Annotated in this window: 17 protein-coding genes; 12 read left to right on the top strand and 5 right to left on the bottom strand. The window is 59.3% G+C overall.

The features are described from left to right. Window positions 1–93: 93 nt before the first annotated feature. Both HMPREF2760_RS10310 and gabT (HMPREF2760_RS10305) read right to left on the bottom strand, forming a co-directional pair. The gene (locus HMPREF2760_RS10310) at window positions 94–1,323 is read right to left on the bottom strand and encodes an aromatic amino acid transport family protein (RefSeq protein WP_070597264.1); all 1,230 of its coding nucleotides are present in this window, start codon (window positions 1,321–1,323) and stop codon (window positions 94–96) included. 78 nt (window positions 1,324–1,401) lie between these two features. After that, the gene (gene gabT / locus HMPREF2760_RS10305) at window positions 1,402–2,730 is read right to left on the bottom strand and encodes a 4-aminobutyrate--2-oxoglutarate transaminase (protein WP_070565209.1); all 1,329 of its coding nucleotides are present in this window, start codon (window positions 2,728–2,730) and stop codon (window positions 1,402–1,404) included. Window positions 2,731–2,847: 117 nt separating this feature from the next. Here gabT (HMPREF2760_RS10305) and HMPREF2760_RS10300 point away from each other — a divergent pair, with 117 nt between their 5' ends. Continuing rightward, the gene (locus HMPREF2760_RS10300) at window positions 2,848–4,293 is read left to right on the top strand and encodes a PucR family transcriptional regulator (protein ID WP_070597262.1); all 1,446 of its coding nucleotides are present in this window, start codon (window positions 2,848–2,850) and stop codon (window positions 4,291–4,293) included. Window positions 4,294–4,297: 4 nt separating this feature from the next. On the opposite strand, the gene HMPREF2760_RS10295 is transcribed toward HMPREF2760_RS10300, so the two are convergent. Beyond that, window positions 4,298–5,824, bottom strand: coding sequence for a helix-turn-helix domain-containing protein (locus HMPREF2760_RS10295; protein WP_246823669.1), 1,527 nt, complete (start codon window positions 5,822–5,824; stop codon window positions 4,298–4,300). Window positions 5,825–5,935: 111 nt separating this feature from the next. Between HMPREF2760_RS10295 and gabT (HMPREF2760_RS10290) the strand changes: the two genes are divergently transcribed. The 7 genes from gabT (HMPREF2760_RS10290) to HMPREF2760_RS10260 all read left to right on the top strand — a co-directional run bounded on the left by gabT (HMPREF2760_RS10290) (window position 5,936) and on the right by HMPREF2760_RS10260 (window position 15,773). Next, entirely contained in the window at window positions 5,936–7,261 is a 1,326-nt protein-coding gene (gabT, locus tag HMPREF2760_RS10290; RefSeq protein ID WP_070597259.1) for a 4-aminobutyrate--2-oxoglutarate transaminase, read from the top strand. A gap of 35 nt (window positions 7,262–7,296) precedes the next feature. Next, window positions 7,297–8,745 (top strand): flavin-containing monooxygenase, encoded by a 1,449-nt coding sequence (locus HMPREF2760_RS10285; RefSeq protein ID WP_070597257.1) that lies wholly within the window; start codon window positions 7,297–7,299, stop codon window positions 8,743–8,745. Window positions 8,746–8,760: 15 nt separating this feature from the next. Further along, window positions 8,761–9,741, top strand: a complete 981-nt coding sequence (locus tag HMPREF2760_RS10280) for an alpha/beta hydrolase (RefSeq protein ID WP_070597256.1) — start codon at window positions 8,761–8,763, stop codon at window positions 9,739–9,741. Between the two features lie 99 nt (window positions 9,742–9,840). Beyond that, entirely contained in the window at window positions 9,841–11,151 is a 1,311-nt protein-coding gene (locus HMPREF2760_RS10275) for a YkvI family membrane protein (RefSeq protein ID WP_070597254.1), read from the top strand. Between the two features lie 32 nt (window positions 11,152–11,183). Continuing rightward, window positions 11,184–12,902, top strand: a complete 1,719-nt coding sequence (locus tag HMPREF2760_RS10270) for a helix-turn-helix domain-containing protein (protein WP_070597251.1) — start codon at window positions 11,184–11,186, stop codon at window positions 12,900–12,902. 118 nt (window positions 12,903–13,020) lie between these two features. Further along, complete coding sequence (locus tag HMPREF2760_RS10265; RefSeq protein ID WP_070597250.1) at window positions 13,021–14,139, top strand: alcohol dehydrogenase catalytic domain-containing protein; 1,119 nt, start codon at window positions 13,021–13,023, stop codon at window positions 14,137–14,139. A 101-nt stretch (window positions 14,140–14,240) separates the two neighbouring features. Next, the gene (locus tag HMPREF2760_RS10260) at window positions 14,241–15,773 is read left to right on the top strand and encodes a permease family protein (protein WP_070597248.1); all 1,533 of its coding nucleotides are present in this window, start codon (window positions 14,241–14,243) and stop codon (window positions 15,771–15,773) included. Between the two features lie 167 nt (window positions 15,774–15,940). Here HMPREF2760_RS10260 and HMPREF2760_RS10255 read toward each other — a convergent pair whose 3' ends face one another. After that, a complete protein-coding gene (locus HMPREF2760_RS10255) occupies window positions 15,941–16,630 on the bottom strand; it encodes a TetR/AcrR family transcriptional regulator (protein WP_070597247.1) in 690 nt (229 codons plus the stop codon). Window positions 16,631–16,774: 144 nt separating this feature from the next. On the opposite strand from HMPREF2760_RS10255, the gene HMPREF2760_RS10250 reads away from it, so the two are divergent. The 4 genes from HMPREF2760_RS10250 to HMPREF2760_RS10240 are packed head-to-tail and all read left to right on the top strand — an operon-like array spanning window position 16,775 to window position 22,089. Beyond that, the gene (locus HMPREF2760_RS10250; protein ID WP_070597245.1) at window positions 16,775–18,283 is read left to right on the top strand and encodes a flavin monoamine oxidase family protein; all 1,509 of its coding nucleotides are present in this window, start codon (window positions 16,775–16,777) and stop codon (window positions 18,281–18,283) included. A gap of 13 nt (window positions 18,284–18,296) precedes the next feature. Then, window positions 18,297–19,187: a universal stress protein gene (locus HMPREF2760_RS12625; RefSeq protein WP_083304515.1), complete on the top strand. Its 891-nt coding sequence runs from the start codon at window positions 18,297–18,299 to the stop codon at window positions 19,185–19,187. Further along, entirely contained in the window at window positions 19,184–20,707 is a 1,524-nt protein-coding gene (locus tag HMPREF2760_RS10245) for an APC family permease (protein WP_070523379.1), read from the top strand. Before HMPREF2760_RS12625 ends, HMPREF2760_RS10245 begins: the two co-directional genes overlap by 4 nt. An 8-nt stretch (window positions 20,708–20,715) precedes the next feature. Continuing rightward, entirely contained in the window at window positions 20,716–22,089 is a 1,374-nt protein-coding gene (locus tag HMPREF2760_RS10240; protein WP_070530947.1) for an NAD-dependent succinate-semialdehyde dehydrogenase, read from the top strand. 47 nt (window positions 22,090–22,136) lie between these two features. On the opposite strand, the gene HMPREF2760_RS10235 is transcribed toward HMPREF2760_RS10240, so the two are convergent. Beyond that, window positions 22,137–23,318, bottom strand: a complete 1,182-nt coding sequence (locus HMPREF2760_RS10235; protein ID WP_070597243.1) for an acyl-CoA dehydrogenase family protein — start codon at window positions 23,316–23,318, stop codon at window positions 22,137–22,139. Window positions 23,319–23,332: the final 14 nt, after the last annotated feature.

The raw sequence follows: 23,332 nt of genomic DNA, 5'->3' as shown, positions 1-23,332 counted from the left end.
CGGTGGGCTACTTCGCAGTAGCCCACCGCCGCTCAAGAACATCGCTCGCCTGAGTCTACGATCTCGTACCTTTCTCAGGGCTAATCGCTTGTACTAAGCCCAACCCGCCGGCACCAACCCGACGATCGAAATGATCGAATAGATGAATGCCAAGAAATACACCACGATGATGGTTGCCTGAATAGCCGGGTGCGCAAGACCGCCCACGGTCCAGCCGGGATCGCGGTAGCCCTTCTTGCGGGAGGCGTGCAGCAGCATCACCGGGATGACGGACATGATGGCCCCCGCAAAGCCGCCCGCATAGGACAGCGCCGCAACGAAGCCACCGAGGCCTGCAATGGAGATCACCAGTGGCGGTACCACCGTCAGCGCCACCGCGATGATGCGCTGCCCCTTCACGCCTTCCCAGTGGAAGATGTCGAGGACGTTGCGCATGGTGGTGAAGCCAATCGCCAGGAATGACGTCAGCATGGCCGCCAGGGCAAAAATGTTGGCCAGGTAGTAGGCAACCGGGCCAAGTGCCTCACCCCAGGCGATGGTCACCACTTCGGTGACCTCCATGCCGAGAAGGCCGAGGGCTGCAAAAGGCACCAGCGCCAGGGTAAAGCCCGTGATGACCATGCCAACGACGATCGCACGCGCGGTCTCCTGCGGCTTCGACGGATCCATACCCTGGACCAGCTCCGGAACCACATACTGCGCCAAGAAAGAAAACACTGCCAGGTTCAGAATCGGGACGATGAAGAAGGGGTGAAGAACCAAAAGGTTTTCCACCTTGATACCTGGCCCCAGGATGGTCCATCCGCAGAGGACAGCGATGATGATGGCCATGCCGGCGGTAATGGCGCCCTCGGTGGCACCCGTGGTGTGCAGACCGCGGTACATCACCCACGAGCCAAACCCAAAGAAGATCAACGTGCCCAGAAGCGGCGGCAGACCGAAAATGTTGTTGATTAAGTCACCGGAGCCGGCAGCATAGGCAATAAGCGCACCGATACCGTTGACGATGATGGCGACGAAGACCAGCCATCGCCCCCACTGCCCCAGGTAATGCTCGGCCAGTCCCGAGACTTGCAGCGTGGCCTTGGTGCGCATGGCGGACTCCGCCACGTACAACATGGAAATGGTCGTGAGCGTGCCAGCCACGAGCAGGGCGATGACGAGCGCGAGGAACCCACCGTTGCGAGCGGCATAAGGAATGGAGAGAACTCCAGCGCCGATGTTGGTGCCGAAGATGAGGGCAATGCCCTGCACGAAGGACAGCGCGGGCTTGAATTCCTTCGTGGATTCATCCTTCTGCGGCACAGTGATGTTGTTGGACAAAGACTTCTCCAATGACTACTAAACGGCTACTAAAACGTGAACTCACCCGGCCATCGCCGGGTGAGAACTGCAGTCGCCTTACTTGAATTCGTTGAACTGCTTGACGACGACCTGCAGCGCCTCACGCCACAGGTCCTCCGGGATAGCCAGCGAAGGCAGGAAGCGGATGACGTTGTGGTCCAGGCCGCAGGTCAGCAGCAGGACGCCCTCGGCCTTGGCACCGTCAGCAATCTTGTGCACCAGCTCGGAGTCCGGCTCGCCCTCAGCGGTCACGAACTCGAGTGCGAGCATGGCGCCGCGGCCGCGGAACTCGGCCACACGTTCATCGCCCAGGATGGGCTCCAGCTCCTCGCGGGCGACCTTCTCCAGGTTCTGAGCACGCGCACCGAAGTCCTTCTCCTCAAACTCCTTGAAGGTTGCCAGCGCAGCGGCGCACGCCACCGGGTTACCGGTGTAGGTACCGCCCAGGCCACCAGGCTGCGGGGTATCCATGATTTCCGCGCGGCCGGTCACTGCCGACAGCGGCATGCCGGAGGCAATGCCCTTCGCAATGGTCACCATGTCCGGCACGATGCCCTCATGGTCGGAAGCGAACCAGGTACCGGTGCGCATCATGCCCGCCTGGATCTCGTCGATGATGAAGACGACGTCGTTGTCGTTGCACCACTTCTGGATTGCTGCGAGGTAGCCCTCAGCCGGAACGACGAATCCGCCCTCACCTTGAATCGGCTCGGCAACGACGCAGGCCAGGTTGGTCGCGCCGACTTCCTGCTCGATCATGGTGATGGTCTTCTTGGCTGCCTCGGCACCACTCAGACCATCGCGCAGCGGGTAGGACATCGGTGCGCGGTAGATCTCCGGGGCGAAGGGACCGAAGCCGTTCTTGTAGGGCGATTGCTTGGCGGTCATCGCCATGGTCAGGTTGGTGCGGCCGTGGAAGGCGCGGTCCATGACCACCACACCACGCTTGCCGGTGTAGTTGCGGGCAATCTTTACTGCGTTCTCGACAGCCTCAGCGCCGGAGTTGAACAGCGCGGTCTTCTTCGGGTGGTCACCCGGGGTGACCTCGTTGAGCTTTTCTGCCACGGCCACGTAGGACTCATAAGGAGAAACGGTGAAGGAGGTGTGGGTGAAGTGCGCGACGGCCTCTTGGACCGCGGCCACGACGGCCGGGTTCGAAGCGCCAGCGGAGGTCACGGCGATGCCGGAGGCGAGGTCGATGAAGCGGTTGCCGTCGGCGTCGGCAAGAATGCCGCCATCGGCATCCACTACGTAGCCCGGAAGCGACGGCGCCATGCCCGCGGGGAGGGCGTTCTTGCGGCGCTCATCCAGGGCGGCGCTCTTCGGGCCCGGGACCTGCTGGCCCAGGTGGCGAGACTGCTCAATGTGGTACTGAAGTTCCTGCATGGTCTTCCTTTTGTGCTCGGATGAATAGTGTGCCCCTTAGTGTGGTCTCCACCACCCTCCGCACACTATGGACGAGATGTATAAATTTCCTCCCCATAGCTGTGTACTCTGTCCACCATGCGTGAGATTTCCTTCCGCTGGCTGCTCAACCAGCGCTCATTGAACCTGCGAAGCATCGTCACCGGTAGCGCCACATTCAACACCATCCACGCTTCCGAGCTCGCGGACCCCAGCGAGTTCACCTCCCCCGGCGCGCTCATGCTCACATTGGGGCTTGCCTTCCAGGAAGAACCGGAGGGCTTCGAACGCTATGGTGCGGCCCTGGCCGCGGCCGGTGTGCAGGGCATTGGCTTCGGCACTGGACTGGCCTTCGGCGAGGTTCCTACAGAACTTATCCGCGCCTGCTCCCAGCACAATCTCACCCTCTTTGAGGTCCCGCGCGCCACCCGTTTTGTATCCATCACCACGGCCGTGGCTCAAGAACAGGCCCGCTTGGACAACAACGCGCACTTTTCACTCCACCGCCAGCAGGAGCGTCTCAACCAGGCCGCGGCCACGAGCATCAGGGTGCTCGTCATGCAAGCCAGCAAAGAACTCGGCGCCGCAGTGGCGGTGGCAAGTTCCTCCGGAGCGGTGGTCAGCCGCAGCGATCGCGGTCAGCTCAGTGCGGCCGACGCCGCGGTGGAGGCCGCGGAGCAGACGGGGCGGGGAACGGGGACGTCGACAAGCACAGGCGCAACCATCACCAGCATCTTCGGCTCGGCGGGACGGCGCTGGGCCATCGCGGTAACGCGTGCAGAGAAGTTCGATTCCTACTCCCGCGCGCTCATCCGGCACCTCGCGGGCCTGGCCAGCCTGCTCTTAGATCATCCCGACACCACTGCGCACACGATCCTCGGGGCGTTGGCGCTTGACGCCCAACTGGCCGGGGTTGACTCCCCTGCCTTACAGGCGGCCTTCCATACGGTCGATAGCCACGACCTCGTGGATGTTCTGTTTCTCACGGCACCATCACCCTCCCGCCTCGCGCGGGCATTAAGCGAGATTGGAAAAGCCGAGCCTCTCAGCCTCATCCGCCCGGAACACGATTCCGCGCTTATCGCTCTTCCCCCGGGCACCGCGCACACGAACTTGTGCGGGAAACACACCCGCTACCTCCGAACGTCCATCCTGCAGCACACCCAATGGCAAGCGTTGACACCGGCGCTCTTGTCCTCTCTCCAGAGCCACGCGCGCAGCCTGCAACTCGGTACTGTGGCGACCTTCGATTCTGCTGCCCCTACCTGGCTGGCAGAACCCGGAGTACCCGAGGCCCTCGCTGCACGGCGCGCGGCCACAGTCAGCCTTCTTACCGAGCACGATGCGCAGCACAACACAGAGCTGTGCGCCACGCTGCGTTCCTTCCTCGTGGGCAACGCCAACTTGGCCACCGCCGCCGCGGAACTCGGCGTTCACCGCCACACCGTGCGCGCCCGCTTGGACAAGATCGAGCAACTCTGCGGCGTGGACCTGAGCAATCCCGTCACCCGCGCGGAGCTGCTCTTGCTCAGCCTTGACTCTTAAGAACTCAGTCCGGAACGCTCACGCCCAGGATGAGAAGTTCCGCCGCCACGAGAGGATCCTTAAGATCAACCTCCAATAATTCCTCCAAGTCCGCGATGCGCTTGCGCACGGTGTGGCGGTGCGAATGCAGCTCCTCAGCGGTGCGGCTTACATGCCCGCCGGCGCGCAAGTAAACCTCCAGTGTTTCCGCCAAGTCGGTGCCGTGCTCGGCGTCAAAGGAACGCACCTTGCCCCAGGTCTCCTTCGCGCGGTTGTGCACCGCTCCTTTAACCCGAGGGTCCCTAGTCCAGCTCAAGGTGCGCGATTCCGGCCCCGCAAGCATCCCCGGCTGCAGCCCGAAAGCGAAAGACTCCAGCTCGTGGACAATCCCCACCCCCAGCTCGGCCCACGGCATGGGTTGGCCCACGACGATCCGCTTGCTCCCGCGAATATCGCGCAACAAATCCTGCAGGTTTTTCATCGTTCGGTTTCCCCTAAAGAGCAGAAGGCTGGAGGACTTATCCAGCGCGTACTCGAAGAGCAAACGCCCGTGGTCTTGAAGGCGGGCGTCCAGGGCCTGGATGAAGCGCTGGTGAGCCCGCTCCCCCTCGGATTTCACCAAGACCGGGCGCACCCTCCCCTGCGCATCGCCCACGAGGTGGAAGATGCGCCGCATGGGATCTTCGGGTTCGTCCAACCCCAGCTGAATGGCCAAAGCCATGGAGTTGAGCTCATTCTGTGTGCGCCGCAGCTCTTGTGGGCGCTTCACGCTAAGCTCCGCTAGGCCCGCGGCCTGCTTGAGCAGCGCGCGTTCGTTCACACCAAAGCCATCACGCGACACTGCCAAGAGCCCGAAGGAGCGCGCACCGTGGTCGGCCAAGCGCTGGGCCAAGACATTCCACCCGCCCACGCGGCGCGCGGCGTAGAAGTTCTGGGCGCGAGTATCGGCGATCACAGGCGCCCAATCCACCGGAGGCAGCCCCGGGTAGCTCGACTGCGCAAAGACGCGCCCGTCTTTATCGACGAGACAGGAATGCGCGCCTAGGAGGCGACTGGTCTTGTCCACGAGGGCATCGAGGCCGGCCACGGCGGCGTCGTTCAGCGCACCCTGCTGGGCGATGAAACGCTCCAACCCTTCCTCGCGCTGGCGCTGCAACTCGTCGTGCAAACGCGCGAGCACCGAGACGAAAGGTACGCGCCGCGCCACCGTGAAGAGCGAAACATTGCATTCCCGAGCGGCCTCCAGCATGCCGGGCGGAACCTCGGCAAAGGCCAGTCCAACGCCGAAACCCACCCCCGTCACCCCACCCTCGGCCACCTTGCGGATGTACTCTTCCAGCTCCTCAGGCTGTCCTTCAAATGCCATGCCGGTGAGCAAAATGACGGCCCCGGATCCCACAAATTCGCGCGGATCGCGCAGTTCACACGGGTGCATCACGGAAAAGGACCGCTTGCAATCGTGCAGAATCTCTATCCCCAGATCGGGTTGATTGGCCAACCAGGTGAGGGACACGCTCCCCTCTTCCAGCCCGGCCGCTACCCCCTTATCCACTGTGGACAATTTCTCACCATTCTTTCACCAGATCGTCTGTGGCCCTCCTGAAGTTTAGCCGCCAGAATGACCTACGTCATAGCAAATCCCGAGCATTAAGGAGCAGACAGCATGCAGGATCTCAAGCACCGCCTCCCCCAGGAGCGGAATGTTTCCACCGCAATCCCTGGCCCCCGCAGCCAGGAGCTGAATGCCGCCCGTGAAGCAGACGTCGCCGCTGGCGTCATCCCGGGCTACCCCTCCTACATCACTGACGGCGACGGTGGCGTGCTTGTCGACGTCGACGGCAACACCATCGTCGACTTCGCATCCGGCATCGCCGTGACTTCCGTCGGCGCCTCCAACCAGCGCGTTGCCAAAGCCGTCGCCGAGGCTGCTAGCCACCTCACCCACACCTGCTTCCTCAACGCTCCTTACGAGGGCTTTGTCCAGGTAGCCAAGAAGCTCAACGAGTTGACCCCGGGCACCCACGAGAAGAAGTCCTGCCTCTTCTCCACCGGTGCTGAGGCAGTGGAGAACGCCATCAAGATCGCTCGCCGCTACACAGGCAAGAACCGCGTCGTGGTTTTCGACGGCGCCTTCCACGGCCGCACCAACCTGACCATGACCATGACCGCCAAGAACAAGCCGTACAAGTCCGGCTTTGGCACCCTGGCCGCTGACATCTACCGCGCGCCGATGTCCTACCCGCTTCGCGACGGCCTCGACGGCAAGCAGGCAGCAGCGCGCACCCTGCGCTACATCGAGCAGTACGTCGGCACCGAAGAACTGGCCGCCGTGATCATCGAGCCGGTTCAGGGCGAGGGCGGCTTCGTTGAGCCGGCCAAGGGCTTCCTCCCGGCACTGCAGGAATGGTGCACCGACAACGGCGTTGTCTTCATCGCCGATGAGATCCAGGCCGGCATCTGCCGCACCGGCTCCTGGTTCGCCTGTGAAGACGAGGGCATCATCCCGGACCTCATCACCACCGCCAAGGGCGTGGGCGGCGGCATGCCACTGTCCGCTGTGACCGGCCGCGCCGAAATCATGGATGCACCGGACCCGGGTTCCCTGGGTGGCACCTATGCCGGTAACCCGGTGGCCTGCGCTGCTTCCCTGGCAGCCTTCGAGGAAATGGAGGAGTTGGACCTCAACTCCCGCGCCCGCGAGATCGAGGACATCATCCGCGAAGAGCTGGAGCCGCTGCTCGAGCTCACCACCGTTGCTGAGGTCCGCGGCCGCGGAGCCATGATCGCCATCGAGCTGGTCGATGACAACAACCAGCCAAACGCCGACCTCACCGCCAAGGTGGCCAAGACCTGCCGCGAGCAGGGCGTGCTCATCCTCACCTGCGGCCTCGACGGCAACGTCATCCGCCTCCTGCCGCCACTGGTCATCAACGAGTCCACCCTGCGTGACGGCCTCCAGGTTCTGGCTGAAGCTATCCGCGCGAACTAATCCGAAACACCAACACCTCAAGGAGACACACCACTATGAAGATCTACGACTGCATCATCCTCGGCACCGGCTACGGCGGACTGGGCATGGGCGCCCAACTTGTTCGCGACGAGCAGCAGGACTTCCTCATCCTCGAAGCAGCCGACGAGGTCGGCGGCGTCTGGCGCGACAACACCTACCCGGGCGCTGCCTGCGATACCCAGGCTCTGATCTACTGCTACTCCTACTTCCTCAACCTCGGCGTCTCCCGCATGTTCGCCGGTCAGGACGAGATGCAGGGCTACCTCAAGGCCCTTGCCGAGGAGTTCAACCTCTACGATCACATCAAGTTCAACCACCGCATCACCCGCGCCGAGTGGAAGGAAGACCTCAAGGCATGGGAGATCGAGGCCAACGGTGAGACCTACTACGGCCGCGTCTTCGTCGGCGCCTGGGGCCAGCTCTCCAAGCCGAAGATCCCGAACTTCCCGAACCGCGAGGCATTCCAGGGCGTGCAGTTCCACTCCGCCGAGTGGAACCACGACGTCGACCTGAACGGCAAGAAGGTCGCCGTCATCGGCAACGCGGCCTCCGCTGTCCAGCTGGTTCCGGAGGTTGCCAAGGAAGCGGAGAAGCTCTCCGTGTTCCAGCGCTCCGCAAACTACATTCTGCCGCGCAACCAGGTCATCTTCACCGAGGAGGAGACCAAGGAGTTCCAGGAGAACCCGGATTCCTACCGCGCCATCCGCCAGGAAATCCACGAGGTCCGCGAGGAGGGCTTCGACCGCACCCGCAAGGGCACCGACTCCGCCGCCGAGGGTGTCGAGCAGGCCATGGAGCACCTGCGCTCTCAGGTCAACGACCCGGAGCTGGTGGAAAAGCTCACCCCGACCTTCGCCTTCGGCTGCAAGCGCATCCTGCGCTCCGATGACTTCTACCCGACCTTCAACCGTGACAACGTGGAGCTTGTCACCGCTGGTATCGAGAAGTTCACCGAGACCGGCATCCGCACCGAGGACGGTGTCGAGCACGACTTCGACGTGGTCATCTACGCCACCGGCTTCCACTCCCAGGAATTCCAGGGCGACCTGCCGATTGCCGGCCGCGACGGCATCGACCTGCGCGAGCGCTGGGGCAACTCTCCGGAGGCTTACCTGGGTATGACCGTGGATGGCTTCCCGAACTTCTTCATGCTCTACGGCCCGAATACCAACCTCAACCACCACTCCGTGGTAGCCATGCTCGAGGCACAGGACCGCTACATCTCCCAGGCCGTTGCTTACCTGCGCGAGAACCCGGAGGCAGCCCTCGACGTGAAGAAGAACGTCATCGACGAGTTCAACACCCGCATCCAGAAGGAACTCGAGGAATCTGCGTTCTCCGCTGACTGCTCCTCGTGGTACAAGAACGAGGAAGGCCGCGTCATCAACAACTGGTCCGGCAACGTTGCTGAGTACTACGAGCTCACCGACAAGCTGGAGATCAACGACTACGAGCTGGTCTAGAAGGTAGTGATCACGATGCACACTCTGCACGACGAATACTCCGGGCGCCCCGTCGCTGAGGATGCGTGGAAGGCGCTGAAGCCTTTCCGCGATGGTGGAGCGAAGTCCTTCCATAACTTCCCCATCCCGCAGGTGCGTGAGAACTACGTAGCCTCGGCCCACGCCAACCCTCTCCACGAAGAAAAGGAACCTGCGACCACAGATTTCCAGGTCGACCAGTTCCAGGTTCGCCTTTATGACCCCCGCCCGGAGGCAGAACGCGGCCAGGAGACCCCCGCGGTGCTCTACATGCACGGCGGTGGCTGGCTCATGGGCAACCTGGAGACCCACCACTCCTCGGTACGCCGTATCGCGGTGCTGACCGGCCTCCCGGTCGTCGCGGTGGATTATCGCCTCGCCCCGGAGCACACCTACCCGGCGGCTATCGACGATTGCCGCGCCGCCTACCGCTGGCTGTCCAACCCCGAGGCAGAGCACGGACTGACCGTGACCTCCATCGCGGTCGCCGGTGATTCGGCCGGCGGCCAGCTGGCTGCCACGTTGGCGAATGAGTTCGCGGTGCTTGACGACGTCGCCAAGCTCAGCGCCCAGATCCTGCTCTACCCGATCACGGATTGCTCCCGCGAGCGCACCGAGAACGGTGCTTCCTACAAACGCCTGGAGGAAGGCTTCCCTCTCGCCTCCGACACCATGCGGTGGTTCATCGATACCTTCGTCACGGAGGAATCCCAGCGCACCGCCACGGATCTCTCTCCGCTGCTGTTGGAAGAGCTGCCGGAGGGCCTGCCCCCGTCGCTCGTCATCACGGTGGACAACGATCCACTGGCGGATGAGGGCATCGAGTATGCCGGGAAGCTAGCTAAAGCTGGCGTCGACGTCACTCACAAGCACCTCCTGGGCTACCACCACGGGCTCTTTACCTCCGCGGCGATCATTGACCGCGGCGAGGAGGAGCTTGCTGGAATCGCCGAGTTCATCAAGGCAGTGACGAGATAACAGCTATCGCTCCATCACACACGGGGCAGGCACCCTTCCTAGGCGGCCTGCCCCGTCTGCATAAGTAGAAGCATTAATCCATCCACAGTTAGGTTCACCATGCTTAAACGCTCATTCGGCATCGCGATGGCCTTCATCGGCGTGCTCGCGGGAGCCTCCTTCGCGTCCGGCCGTGAGGCCCTCCAATACTTCGTTGCCTTCGGAAACATGGGCATCGTCGGTGCCATCGTCACCGCACTGGCCATGACCATTTCCGGAATCACCATTCTCCAATTGGGTTCTTATCACCGCGCAAAAGAACACACTTCTGTGTTCAACGCGGTGTCCACGCCAATTGTGTCGAAGATCCTTGACTTCGCCACGCTGACCTGTCTTTTCTGCATCGGCTTCGCCATGTTCGCCGGCGCCGGCACCAACCTCAACCAGCAGTGGGGCTGGCCGGTGTGGATCGGTGCGATCCTCATGCTCATTCTCACGCTGCTGACTGGTTTGCTCGATGTCGACAAGGTGACCATCGCCATTGGCGCTATCACCCCGTTCATCATCATCCTGCTGACCATCGGCACCGTGTATACCGTGTTGACGTCCAGCCCCGATTGGTCACACCTCAACGAGCAGGCGCAGACCATTCCCACCACGCTGCCCAACTGGTGGGTCTCCGCCATCAATAACTTGGGCCTCAACGTCATCGTGGTGGTCTCCATGATGATCGTCATCGGCGGCAACTTCCTCGATGCCAAGGAAGTGGGCTATGGCGGCATCCTCGGCGGCCTGTGCTTCCTGTTCCTGCTCGCGGTCCTGGTGGGCGGCCTCTACGTTTCGGTGGGCCCGATTACCGACGCCGAAATGCCAACCTTGGCCATGATTGAGCAGATTCATCCAGCGCTCGGAGTCGCCATGTCCATTGCTATCTACGGCATGATTTATAACACCGCCATCGGTATGTTCTATGCCTTTGCCAAGCGCCTGACCCGTGGCAAGCCACAGCACTTCTACAAGGTTTATGTCATCTCGGTGCTCATCGGATTCGTGCTCTCCTTCGTCGGCTTCTCTAACCTCATCGGCTGGGTATATCCGATTCTGGGCTACATGGGTATCGCCATCATGTTCATCATCGGCTTTGCTTGGATGAAGAACCGCAAGGACCTGCAGTCTGAGGCCGATCTGCGCCGCCGTGCCCGCGAACTACTCAAGAAGCGTTTTGAGAATGACAACCATCTCTCTGATGAGGAAATGCGCGAGCTTTCCGCTATCGCCCGCAATTCCTCCATTCCCGAATCTGACTTCATCAGAGAAATCATGACTGAGGTCGATTCCGAGGACGTGCCCGAAGAGCTGCAGATTGGTGATGGCAAGCTCCACGCGCTCATCACTGGCAAGCCCATTCCGCGCACTAAGAAAAAAGTCTGATCCTAATAATCTGATCCAAATAAACTGTAGGCATGTCTCTCCTCGGCACCGTACTCTCCCACCTCGCCAGCGGCACCCGTGTCCCCGACGAGCTGCGAGAGCAACTGGATGCCGAGGAGCTCAGTTCGCTTCGGGCCGTTGAGGAGACCATGCGCGCCAACCACACGTGGCGGGTGATGTCGACCAAGCTGCTCGATGTTTCCCAGATGCTCAACTCGGGCCGCGAATCATCTGATATCTTCCACGCCATCGTGCGCCACGCGCGCACCACTATTGGCACGGACGTGGGTTATCTCAGCCTCAACGATGAGGGCTCCGGCTTTACCAAAGTGCTGGCCACCAGCGGTGTCGTCACCGAGGACTTCCGCACCATCAACATGCCGATGGGATCTGGAATCCTCGGCATTGTGGCCGCCACCAACCGCCCGGCGTGGACCTATGACCATTCCGCCGACCCCAACGTCACGCACGTGGATTACGTGGACCGCGCGGTGGAGGCCGAAGGCATCCGCGGTATCCTTGGCGCTCCGATTCGCATTGCCGGGCGCACCATCGGTGCGCTGCTCGTGGGCGACCGCCACCCTCGCCACTACACGCACGAGGAAATTGCCGCGCTCGAGGTGCTTGGCTCTATTACCTCTGTGGCATTGGAAAATGCGCAAGTCATTGAGAGCCAGGGCGAATCCGTTGCCGAGCTAACCCGATCGCAGATAGCTCTGAGCCGCCATGTGGAAGAGCTGCAGTGGCTCAATGAGGTCAACGCGAAACTGCTTCACGTGCTCATGAATAATGCCAGCTTCGAAGAACTCGAACGCGTGCTGACTGAAAGTCTCGACGCTCCGGTGATGCTGTGGACCACGGAGGATGCCCCGGACACTTTCCCAGCAAGCACGTTCCCCGTGGAGTTTAATGGCCGTGCACTGGGCACGATTGGTGTGGACAAGCAGCTCAGCGACGCCGAATTGCGCGTCATCAGCCACGCCTCCGCGGCTTTTACGTCAATCGCCCTTTTTGCTGAGGCGCTTGTCGACGCCACCGCGCGCAAAGTCGATGACCTGGTCTATGCCGTGGCTCTCGGCAATGCCGGGCGCGAGGAGATTGCTCGCCTGCGACATCTGACGGGTATCAGCCTGAACTCCTCAGCACAGCTGTATTTCGTGGGCCTGCACTCAGCAAAGAGCCTGCCCACTCGTCCGCAGCTAGAGCACCTCTTGCCGGGCAATGCCGCTATTACGCACCACGATCAGCACGTGTGCGTTCTGTACCAGCCGGATCGGGGCATCGATACGGCGCTGGCCCCGTTGCTATCTGAGTTCCCCGATTTAACGGTCTCCGCCATCGGCTTTGATGGCCTGAGTGAAGCGCGCAGCGCACACGATTCCGCTATGTCTTACCTGGAGTCAGCGCTCGCCCTGGGAGTGCGCGGCCGCCTCATCACCGAGGACTCCCTGGGCACAGTGGGCCTCATCTTGGGTGCGGACCCTCACGCATTGAACGCTCTATCCACGCGCACCATCGGCCCGCTGCTGCGTTATGACGAGGAGCATTCCACGGAGCTGACCGATACCGCCCACCACTATCTGCTCTCCGGGCACAGCATCCCGCAGACGGCCCGCGCCATGTTCATCCACCCCAATACGGTGCGCCAACGGCTCGACCGGATCGCTGAGTTGATGGGTGATGAGTGGGCCGTCGGCCAGCGCGGGCTCGATGTCTTCGTGGCGCTGCGCGCCCACATGCTCGGCAAGTAGAGAATTCCCTATCTAAATAGCTGTCTGATGTAGATTCCCCCATACCGTTCCTGCCCTCATCGACATCCTGTGGCGTACATTACGTTGCATTAACCCCACCCGATGTCTGGAGGTAGATATGTCTGACACGATTACCATTCGCGGCGCTGTCTTGGAGCGCTCCGGCGATGAGCGTCCCTACGCCGATTCCAAGCCAATTACCGTGAGCGAGCTCGAGCTCACCGCCCCCGGCGAAGGCGAGATCCTGGTCAAGATCACCGCCGCTGGCCTCTGTCACTCCGACCTCTCCGTGGTCAACAACAACCGCCCCCGCCCGCTGCCGATGCTTTTGGGTCACGAGTCCGCTGGCATCGTCGAGAAGATCGGCCCAGGCGTGACCAACGTCAAGGTTGGCGACCACGTGGTCATGACCTTCCTGCCGCGCTGCGGCGAGTGCGCCGGCTGCAAGACCGACGGCAAGATGCCCTGTGAGGTCGGCTCCAAGACCAACAACGAGGGCACCCTCATCCGCGGTACTCGCCACCTCACCCGCAATGGTGAGATGGTCCAGCACCACCTCGGTGTTTCCGGCTTCGCCACCCACGCAGTGGTTTCCGAGCTCTCCGTCGTGCCGGTGGGCTCCGATGTCCCGGCGGATATCGCCGCTATTCTCGGCTGCGCCATCCTTACTGGCGGCGGCGCCATCCTCAACGAAATCGATCCAAAGCCCGAAGACAGCATCGCCGTCGTCGGCCTCGGTGGCGTGGGCATGGCCGCCATCATCACCGCCGCTGCGCTCGGCGTGAAAGAGATCGTGGGCATCGACATGCAGAAGGACAAGTGCGAAAAGGCCCTCGAAATCGGTGCTACTTCCGCCATGACCCCGCAGGAAGCTGAAGAGTCCGGCAAGAAGTTCACCGCCGTCGTGGAGGCCGCCGGCCACCCGAAGGCCCTGGAAACCGCCTACAAGGTCACGGCACCGGGTGGCCTGACCGTTACCGTTGGCCTGCCAGCACCGGGCTCCACCATCACCATCGACCCGCTCGTGATGACCGGTGAGGCACGCCGCCTGCACGGCTGCTACCTGGGTTCCTCCGTTCCGTCGAAGGACATCCCGAAGTACGAGCAGCTGTGGCGTGAGGGCAAGCTCAACGCCGAGGCCCTGATCTCCGACCACATCAAGCTCGAGGACATCAACACCGCCATGGACCGCCTGTCCGACGGTGTGGCACTGCGCCAGATCATCGAGTTCGACTAAGCAAGACTCGTCTAAACCTCAACCACTTCGCCTTTCCTCACCAAGCCCTGCGCGGTTCGCGCCCGTGGGGCTTGGTCCCTTTTCTTTGAAAGGAGGCCGTCATGGCCGCAACCACCGAAGCCGCCGAACCCGAAGAACAGGGAATCGGTCAAGCTTCGCCCCACTGGAAAATGGGGCCATTTGATGTCCGCTTGCCGTTCGTGCACTACCGCATTGAGTGGCCGGACTTTGCCCAAGGCCTGTTCATGTGCGTGGTCGATCTGGGCGCTATCCCCCTGATGACTGAGGCCCTCGGCATGCCCTATGAGGCGGCACTGGCCGTCGTCATGCTCAACGGCCTTCTCTACCTGACCCACCACCTCTTGGGTGACCCGGTTGTCCCGGGCTGGATTACCCCAGCTATTCCGCTGCTGACGGTCTACATCCAGACCTTCCCGGAAGGAGAGCAGCGAATCTGGGCGCTGATCAGTTTCCAGCTCTTGCTGGGCATATTCTCCTTAACACTGGGTATAACTGGGTGGGCGTCAAAGGTCGTTCGCCTCATTCCTTCAGGTCTGCGCGCCGGTATCGTGCTTGGTGCCGGTATTGCAGCGATTATCTCGGTATTTCAAGAAGACGGACGTTTCCACTCCTTCCCTATCACCATCACCATCGCGGTGGCCGTGGCCTTCTTCCTCATGTATTCGCGCGGCTTCCAGGCACTGCGGCAGAAGGCCGCCGGCTGGCGCTTCCTGGCTTCGCTAGGCATCCTGCCTGCAATCTTCGTCGCGGTTTTCGTCGCACCGCTGGCCGGCGAGGCACCGTGGCCGGACGTGGAATGGGGCTTCTCCAAGCCTGACTTCATGACCTTGTGGTCTGAGTACACGGTCTTCGGCGTTGGCTTGCCACCGGCGCACATGTTCCTCACCGCCATCCCCACAGTGTTGGCTGCCTACATCGTCGTCTTCGGTGACGTCCTGCAAGCCAACGCCGTTCTCAAGGAAGCCGACCATGTCCGTACGGATGAGGCCGTGGTCTACAGCCCGTCGCGCGCACACCTCCTCTTCGGCGGCCGCAACATGCTGATGTCCATCATCGGCCCAGACATCGCCATGTGTGGTCCACTGTGGGCGGCGATGCACGTGGTCATCGTTGAGCGCTACAAGCAGGGCAAGCGCGCCATGCGCACCATATTCGGTGGCGCGGGCTCCTTCCGCTGGGGCACCAACACGGGCCTCCTCCTGCTACCGATTACCTCTTTCGTTGAGCCTATCCTGCCGGTGGGCTTGGCACTGACGCTCATCATCCAGGGCTTCGTATCCGTGCGTGTGGGCATCATGGAGGCCAAGAACCAGAAAGACCTCGGCATCGCAGGCGTAACCGCTGGCGTGCTGGCCACCCAGGGCGCCGCGTGGGGATTCGCCGCCGGCATCATTATGGTGCTGGTCATCTACGGCAAGGACATGTTCAAGGACGAGCGCGACGGCACCATCCGCAACTTCGATGAGATCGATCCGGAGGAAGGCTTCGCCGACGCCCAGGCGGATTTCACAGAGCTGGCAGAACTCAATGATCTGGACGCTGACGGGCACCCGATCGATCCGAACGCCCACCGCACAGAATCCAAAAACTCTCCAAAATCTAGCGAGACCTAAGCTCAACCAGCTTATTCCCCCAAGGTGCTTCCCTCCCCGATAGCAGTTCATCCCTAGCTGCAGGGGAGGGTTTCGCATTTCATCCTTCTTTGTCAGCTATTCAAGAAGCTGCTGGATGGAATCTGTTTTATCCGTGGGGCTGTGTTCTCTAAATAGGCGTCACAAATTTAAGCCTCATCGGATGATAGGAACTTTTCCAACAGGGCTTCCAAACCAGTTTCAAACGACTTGTCCGCGCGAAGTTTAGATTGTTCGCTCTCCTCCGAAGACTGCTCTCGGAATTGCGCCAGGTAGATGTCATTCATCCTGTTCAATGGGCTATCTCCAGGCCCAGGCGATTCAAAAATATTCAAAGGCGCATGAACGTCGTAAGCAGATCCAAAAACTAGAGATTCTACTGCGACAAGCCTCGTAATCACTTCCGGTTCGGGAACTCCAGCAAGTGCAATTACTTGGACGAGCAATTCGTACATCGAAATCGTTTGCGGCGAACCATAAAGTGGAAGCTCAGTAATTACACGAATCAGCGGGATGTTATCAGCCAGAATATCCCGATACGACCATGCCCATTGCCGAAGCGCATCAGCTGCTGGCAGTTCCCCTGCAAGGGCGAGCTTCAGCGACGAAGTATCGACTTTAGCGATGATGTCATCTTGAACCAGAGCCAGCAGTTCTTCTTTATTCGAAATGTGATTATAGAGCGCTGCGGTACTGACCTTCATTGACCGAGCTACCGCTGACATCGATAGGGATTCAAGCCCCTTGCGATCAACAATTTGCAGTGCGGCTGATGCTATTTTTTGCCGGTTCACCAGCGCTTTCACTGGCCGCCCTTTGGGGCGCGAAACATTTACCATTGTGATCCCTACAATTCTTACCGCACGTTTGTTACTGTAGTCACAACGTTAAATTAAACCCTTTAATTTAACGTTGAAACACCATCGTCCATACGAAGGTCTCACTCACCGCATACCTACTGCACGCGAAGGAGAAACGCTCCAATGGTCACGCAACGTAATGGTAATCCCAACGCCGAAGAGCGCACAGTCGATGTTGTAATCATCGGCGCCGGCGCTTCAGGGCTAATGGCTGCCCGTACCCTCAAGAAAGCAGGAAAATCAGTCTGCGTTCTCGAAGCCCGCAATCGCGTGGGCGGCCGTACTTGGAACGGAAAGGTACTCGACGACCAAGGTACTGAACACTTCATTGAGATCGGCGGCCAGTGGATTTCGCCCGATCAAACGCGCCTCACCGAACTCGTCCAGGAGCTCGGACTCGAGACTTTTGATCGGTACCGCGAAGGAAAGTCAGTCTACGTGTCCCCAGATGGCACCCGCCACGAATTTGAGGGAGATACCTTCCCGACGTCAGAGGAAACCGCCTCCGAGATGAATCGATTGATCGCTGAGCTCAATCAGCTGGCCGAGGAAGTCGACGCTAACGCCCCTTGGGAGCACCCACGAGCCAAAGAACTCGATAGCCAATCCTTCCGTGACTGGTTAGAAAGCCTATCTGACGATTCTGAGGCAATTGACAACATCTCGCTTTACATTTCCTCTGGAATGCTTACTAAGCCTTCCCGCACCTTTTCCGTACTTCAAGCAGCTCTGATGGCTTCATCTGCTGGTTCTTTCGACAACCTTGTTGATGAAAACTTCTTGCTTGATAAGCGAGTTGCCGGCGGCATGCAGTCAGTTTCCATAACGATGGCAGAGGAACTCGGCGATGACGTCATTCTCAGTTCACCTGTTCGCACTCTCGAATGGGCTACGCCAGATCCTTCTACGGCAGACGCCCCCAACAATGTTGAAGCGGACGTCCGCAATGGTGTGGACAACAATGGTGGACCGGGAACCGTAACTGCCTACTCTGATCGCGCTGTTGTCCATGCTAAAAACGCTATCCTTGCGGTTCCGCCAAACCTCTATAGTCGCATTTCCTACGTGCCTCCCCTGCCGCGAGAACAGCATGTTGCCCATCAGCACATTTCCATGGGTCTCGTCATCAAAGTTCATGCAGTCTATGAAACTCCCTTCTGGCGTGAAGAGGGACTGTCCGGTACTGCATTCGGTGGCGATCGACTCGTTGCCGAAATCTATGACAACACCAATTACGGCAAAAACTTCGCAGGCGGTGAGGAAGGAAAAGAAGACGCATTCGGCACATTGGTTGGCTTTGTTTCCGACGTTTACGCCGAAGAGATGTGGGCTCTCCCCGCTGAAGAACGCAAAGAGCGCATCCTCGATGCAATGTCCATTTACCTTGGTGACAAGGTGAAGAAGCCAATCGCATTCTTCCTCTCCGATATGGCGGCCGAAGAATGGACTCGCGGAGCCTACGCAACGTCATACGATTTGGGTGGACTATCGCGTTGGGGCCATCTTCAGAACAAACCAACCGGCCCTATCTATTACTCCTCTTCTGACATCGCTGGTGCAGGTTACCAGCACGTCGACGGCGCGGTGCGTATCGGTGAAGCCGTTGCGAAACAGATTCTTGGGCAGGGATAAGCGGTGACTGTTCATGAATCCACCCACAGATTTTCCGCGCCGCAGGGCTAACGGCTCTCTGCTAGTCGCATACATCGACACCTCTGACGGTCATGATGCTCTCCATTTAGGAATTGCTCTCGCGCGTGAGCGCCAGGTCAACCTGAAGATAGTCTCGGTTATTCCTCCTGTTAGTCCTCAAGGTTTTGGTGTTCAGACTCAAGATCCTGGTTACAACGCGATTGTGCGAGAACAAACCGAACAGCGTCTCGCCAGTGCGTTAAATAGTCTTCCCGCTGACATTTCTGCGACATGGCACGTCGTCGAGGGGACAGAACCCGCTCTTGCCTTGAATGATGTCGCGCAAAAACTTGAGTGCGATTTAATCGTCGTCGGAGCACGCTCAGGCGGACTTTTGAACCGATTCCGCATCGGTACAGTACCCAGTTCATTGCTATACACAGCACAAACACCAGTAGCGCTAGCTCCTCAAGACTATTCATATCCAGGACCGATAACGAGTATTTCTGCCCTTGTTGGCCCGCGCCGAGGACGATCAGATGTCGCGGCAATCGGACTCGACCGCGCAAACCGCCGAGAGATTCCATTACGCATCATTACCTTGAAGATCTCCGGAGAAGATGCCGGGCACGGATTTGAGCTCCCACTCTCGGAGGCAATCGAAGAAGCGGTTTCCAAGGGACAAGCGTCACGCATCACTACTTCGGGATCAAGTGTCCAGTCAGCGCTGCGAAACCTTAGCTGGGAAGAGGGCGAAGTGGCAGTTCTTGGTTCTGCGCGTATTGCCGGCGATGGTCGGCTCTTCCTTGGCACAACTGCTCATCGAATCCTCAAGCACTTACCAGTTCCAACCATTGTTGTCCCTTCGGGCTACATGTCGCTGAAAGGAGGTGCTCCCTCATGAGTGAACAACCAGCAGTTTCAGAGAAAGGATTGGCAGTCGGCAAAGTCGGTTTGCTCGGAGCTGTCGTCATTGGCATTAGTTGTTTGGCGCCAACTTACACACTCACTTCGGGAATCGGTCCTGCCATCTCGGCCGTGGGCGTCTTCGTTCCAGCCGTTCTCATTCTGGGGTTTATCCCCATGCTGCTTGTGGCCTTTGCTTACCGCGAGCTCAACAACCGTGCTCCTGATTCAGGAACCACTTTTACATGGGCGACCAAAGCCTTCGGCCCGTGGGTCGGTTGGATGGGTGGCTGGGGTCTGATCGCCGCCACGATATTGGTCCTATCGAACCTTGCCGCAGTGGCCGTTGACTTCTTCTATCTGCTCATCGCACAGCTTGCCGGTAGACCAGAGCTCGCTGAACTCACACGCAACCTCTGGGTAAATATTCCAACCACACTTGTGTTCTTAGTTGCTGCAGCTTGGGTCGCGTATCGAGGTATGGACACAACGCAGAAGATGCAATACATCCTCGTTGCAATTCAAATCATCGCAATTGTCTCCTTCGATGTCGCAGCATTATGGAGGGCTTACAACGGAGATGGATTCGATTTCACCCCCATCCAATTCAGCTGGTTCAACCCATTTGAAATCAAGGACTTCTCGGTGGTTGCTGCCGGAATCTCCCTATCCATCTTCATGTTCTGGGGCTGGGATGTCACCCTAACTATGAATGAAGAAACGAAAAACCCAGAAAAAACTCCTGGCCGGGCGGCTACCGTCGTCATCGTCATCACGATCATTTTGTATGTACTTACAGCGGTAGCCGTTATGGCATGGGCGGGCATCGGCGAAAGCGGACTAGGCGCCGGTAACCCAGACAATCAGGAATCAATTTTTGCAGTGCTTTCTTACCCGGTTATGGGCCCATTTGCCATCCTTATTTATATCTCGGTTCTAGCTAGCTCTTTTGCATCCTTGCAATCCACGCTGGTTAGCCCCGCCCGCACGATTCTGGCGATGAGCTATTACAAAGCTCTTCCCCCACAATTGGCTCGAATCAGCCCACGATTCCAAACTCCAACCGTCGCAACGATTGTCGCAACCGTCGTTTCTGGAGCCTTTTATGCCATAACAAGAGTGCTCTCAGAGAATGCACTTTGGGACACAATTGCTGCTCTTGGTCTCATGATTTGTTTCTATTACGGCATCACAGCAGTTGCCTGTCTGTGGTATTTCCGAAAAGAACTCTTTACTTCAGTAAGGAACTTCCTGTTTAAGTTTCTATGCCCGTTGCTGGGCGGTGGCTTCCTTCTCTTAATGTTTTTCATCACCGCTTATGACTCCATGGACCCGAGCTTTGGTTCCGGTTCTTCTCTTGGAGGGGTCGGAATCGTCTTCATCCTGGGCGCCAGCATCCTCGTGCTCGGATTAATCCTCATGTTCATTACCCGACTCCGCAACCCAGATTTCTTCACGGGCTCAGTAATCAGCCGTAGTGAATCCAGTTCAGATACAACAACCCCAAACTTTTCCTAGGAGGAAAAATGTCTCAGTACCGTGTACAGAATCCAGTCAACAACAAGATCATTGAAACTTTCGATGCTCTCGATGATGCTGCTATTGAGCCAATCCTCGAAGCTTCTTCCGTAGCTTTCACCGAATGGTCTGGAACTCCAGTCTCACAACGAGCAGAAATTGTGGCCAAGGCAGCTTCACTCTTTGAAGAACGCAAAGAAGAACTCGCTGCCATCATTGCTGAAGAGATGGGGAAGCCACTTCCGGAAGGCGTTGAAGAAGCCGAGTTCTCATCTGCCATCATCCAGTACTATGCGGACAACGCGGAGAAGTTTCTCGCGGATCAAGAGATCCCTACGGAGGCGGACGGTAAGGCATTCATTCGCCGCCGCCCATTCGGGCCTCTGCTCGGCATCATGCCGTGGAACTTCCCGTACTACCAGGTAGCGCGATTTGCAGGACCCAACCTTGTCGCAGGAAACACCATCATCCTTAAACACGCGGAGATTTGCCCGCGTTCTGCTCTGGCGATCGAAAAGATCTTTCTCGATGCCGGCCTTCCGGCAGGGGTGTACACCAATGTTTTTGCTACCCATGAGCAAATCTCTACCTTGATCGCAGATCCCCGCGTTCAAGGAGTTTCTCTTACCGGATCCGAGCGGGCCGGAGCTATCGTTGGTGCACAGGCTGGCCAGCACCTCAAGAAAGCCGTACTCGAGCTTGGAGGTTCAGATCCATATGTCGTCCTCGACACGGATGATGTTAAGGCTTCAGCCGAACTCGCTTGGGGTACGCGTATGTACAACACCGGCCAAGCCTGCAATTCAAACAAGCGGCTTATTGTCGCAGAAGACATTTATGACGAGTTTGTTCAAGAACTAGTTAATCTTGCACAACAAATGGAGCCAGGACTACCGGATACTGCCGGGGAAACTGTGTATGCCCCGCTATCTTCCCGTAGCGCTGCAGAGAACCTCAAAGAACAGCTCGAGCGCGCTGTTTCTGCTGGAGGCCAGCTACTGGCGGGTGGTGAACTCTCAGAGGAGGGCGCCTACATCTCCCCTGCAGTAATCACAGATATCCCTCGAGGTAGCGATTCCTATTATGAGGAATTCTTTGGACCGGTCGCCACGGTCTACAAGTTTAAGACTGATGAGGAAGCGCTCGAGATAGCTAACGACAATGTCTTCGGCCTTGGCGCAGCAGTGTTCTCTCAAGACTCCAAGCGAGCCCAAGCAATTGCTGAGCGCATCGAATCTGGCATGAGCAACGTCAATACACCAACTGGTGAAGGTCCTGAACTCCCCTTTGGTGGTGTCAAGCGTTCAGGTTTCGGTCGCGAGCTTGGTTCACTTGGTATCGAGGAGTTCATCAATAAACAGATGTACTTCATCGCCAACTAAACACAGCTAGGCCCGAAGCCTCTTCATCAAGGGACTTCGGGCCACTTTTAGCTAAACGCCTGCTCCCCCGTCAGCACGCGCCCCAGAATCAGCGTGTGGATCTCATCAGTGCCCTCGTAGGTGCGCACTGATTCCAGGTTGGCGGCATGGCGCAGCGGTGAGTAGTCCGCGGTGACGCCATTGCCGCCTAGGATGGTTCGCGCTTGGCGGCAAATCTCGATGGCGGTGCGGCAGTTAGCCAGCTTGCCCACCGCAATTTGGTAAGGCTCCAACGTTCCCGCGTCCTTGGCGCGGCCCAGGTTGAGCGCCAACAGCTGGCCCTTGTTCAGCTCCACTGCCATATCGACCAGCTTTTGCTGCGTGAGCTGGAAGGATGCCAATGAGCGGTCGAATTGCTTGCGCTCCTTGGCATACTTCAGCGCCACCTCCAAGGAATCGCGCGCAGCGCCCAAAGCACCGAAGCTGATACCGAAGCGCGCCTCATTAAGGCACATGAACGGCCCCTTGAGGCCAGGGTGCTTAGGCAGCAGGGCGTCGCCAGGCACGGTCACACCATCCAGCAAAATATCGCACTGGATAGAAGCGCGCATCGACAGCTTGCGAGTGATTGGGGTAGCTCTAAAACCCGGCGTAGATGTCGGCACAATGAACCCGCGCACGCCCGCCTCCACCCCGGCGGCGGAGGCATCCTCCTCGGACACCTTGGCCCAGATGATGGCCACCCCGGCCACGCTTGCCAGGCCAATCCAGCGCTTCGCGCCATCCAGAACCCACTCGCCTGAGCGGTAGCGCGCCACCGTCGCCATGCCCGCCGGGTCGGAGCCCGCGGTCGGCTCCGTTAGCCCGAAGCAGCCAATGACGTCACCGGCGGCCATCTTAGGCAACCATTGCTGCTTCTGTTCCTCCGAGCCGTGCTTATAAATGGCCGACATCGCCAGCGAGCCCTGCACCGAGACCACCGTGCGAATTCCCGAATCGCCGGCCTCTAGCTCCTGCATGGCCAGCCCGTATTCCACGGCAGTGCGCCCGGCACAGCCGTAGCCTTCCAGGTGCATCCCGAACAGACCAGCCTCCGCGAGCACCGGGAAAATCGATTCCGGCAGCACCGCGTCCTCGTACCACTGCGCCACGTGCGGGCGGATGTGCTCATCCACCAGTGCGGCCACGCGGTCACGCGTGGCTTTTTCTTTTTCGCTCAGGAGGGCATCGATTCCCAGCAGATCCGTCATGGCATTCTCCTCAC

The sequence above is a fragment of the Corynebacterium sp. HMSC065D07 genome (assembly GCF_001810695.1).
In the GTDB taxonomy this organism is placed as follows: Bacteria; Actinomycetota; Actinomycetes; order Mycobacteriales; family Mycobacteriaceae; genus Corynebacterium; species Corynebacterium hesseae.
This window is presented reverse-complemented; position numbering and strand designations above follow the sequence as displayed.

Excerpts from the sequence above, each read along its gene's own strand:
- HMPREF2760_RS12625 (WP_083304515.1), top strand. The coding sequence starts at position 18,297 with ATGAATCCACCCACAGATTTTCCGCGCCGCAGGGCTAACGGCTCTCTG.
- HMPREF2760_RS10240 (WP_070530947.1), top strand. The coding sequence starts at position 20,716 with ATGTCTCAGTACCGTGTACAGAATCCAGTCAACAACAAGATCATTGAA.
- HMPREF2760_RS10260 (WP_070597248.1), top strand. The coding sequence starts at position 14,241 with ATGGCCGCAACCACCGAAGCCGCCGAACCCGAAGAACAGGGAATCGGT.
- HMPREF2760_RS10265 (WP_070597250.1), top strand. The coding sequence starts at position 13,021 with ATGTCTGACACGATTACCATTCGCGGCGCTGTCTTGGAGCGCTCCGGC.
- HMPREF2760_RS10280 (WP_070597256.1), top strand. The coding sequence starts at position 8,761 with ATGCACACTCTGCACGACGAATACTCCGGGCGCCCCGTCGCTGAGGAT.
- HMPREF2760_RS10250 (WP_070597245.1), top strand. The coding sequence starts at position 16,775 with ATGGTCACGCAACGTAATGGTAATCCCAACGCCGAAGAGCGCACAGTC.
- HMPREF2760_RS10300 (WP_070597262.1), top strand. The coding sequence starts at position 2,848 with ATGCGTGAGATTTCCTTCCGCTGGCTGCTCAACCAGCGCTCATTGAAC.
- gabT (WP_070565209.1), bottom strand. The coding sequence starts at position 2,730 with ATGCAGGAACTTCAGTACCACATTGAGCAGTCTCGCCACCTGGGCCAG.
- HMPREF2760_RS10255 (WP_070597247.1), bottom strand. The coding sequence starts at position 16,630 with ATGGTAAATGTTTCGCGCCCCAAAGGGCGGCCAGTGAAAGCGCTGGTG.
- HMPREF2760_RS10275 (WP_070597254.1), top strand. The coding sequence starts at position 9,841 with ATGCTTAAACGCTCATTCGGCATCGCGATGGCCTTCATCGGCGTGCTC.
- HMPREF2760_RS10270 (WP_070597251.1), top strand. The coding sequence starts at position 11,184 with ATGTCTCTCCTCGGCACCGTACTCTCCCACCTCGCCAGCGGCACCCGT.
- HMPREF2760_RS10245 (WP_070523379.1), top strand. The coding sequence starts at position 19,184 with ATGAGTGAACAACCAGCAGTTTCAGAGAAAGGATTGGCAGTCGGCAAA.
- HMPREF2760_RS10285 (WP_070597257.1), top strand. The coding sequence starts at position 7,297 with ATGAAGATCTACGACTGCATCATCCTCGGCACCGGCTACGGCGGACTG.
- gabT (WP_070597259.1), top strand. The coding sequence starts at position 5,936 with ATGCAGGATCTCAAGCACCGCCTCCCCCAGGAGCGGAATGTTTCCACC.
- HMPREF2760_RS10235 (WP_070597243.1), bottom strand. The coding sequence starts at position 23,318 with ATGACGGATCTGCTGGGAATCGATGCCCTCCTGAGCGAAAAAGAAAAA.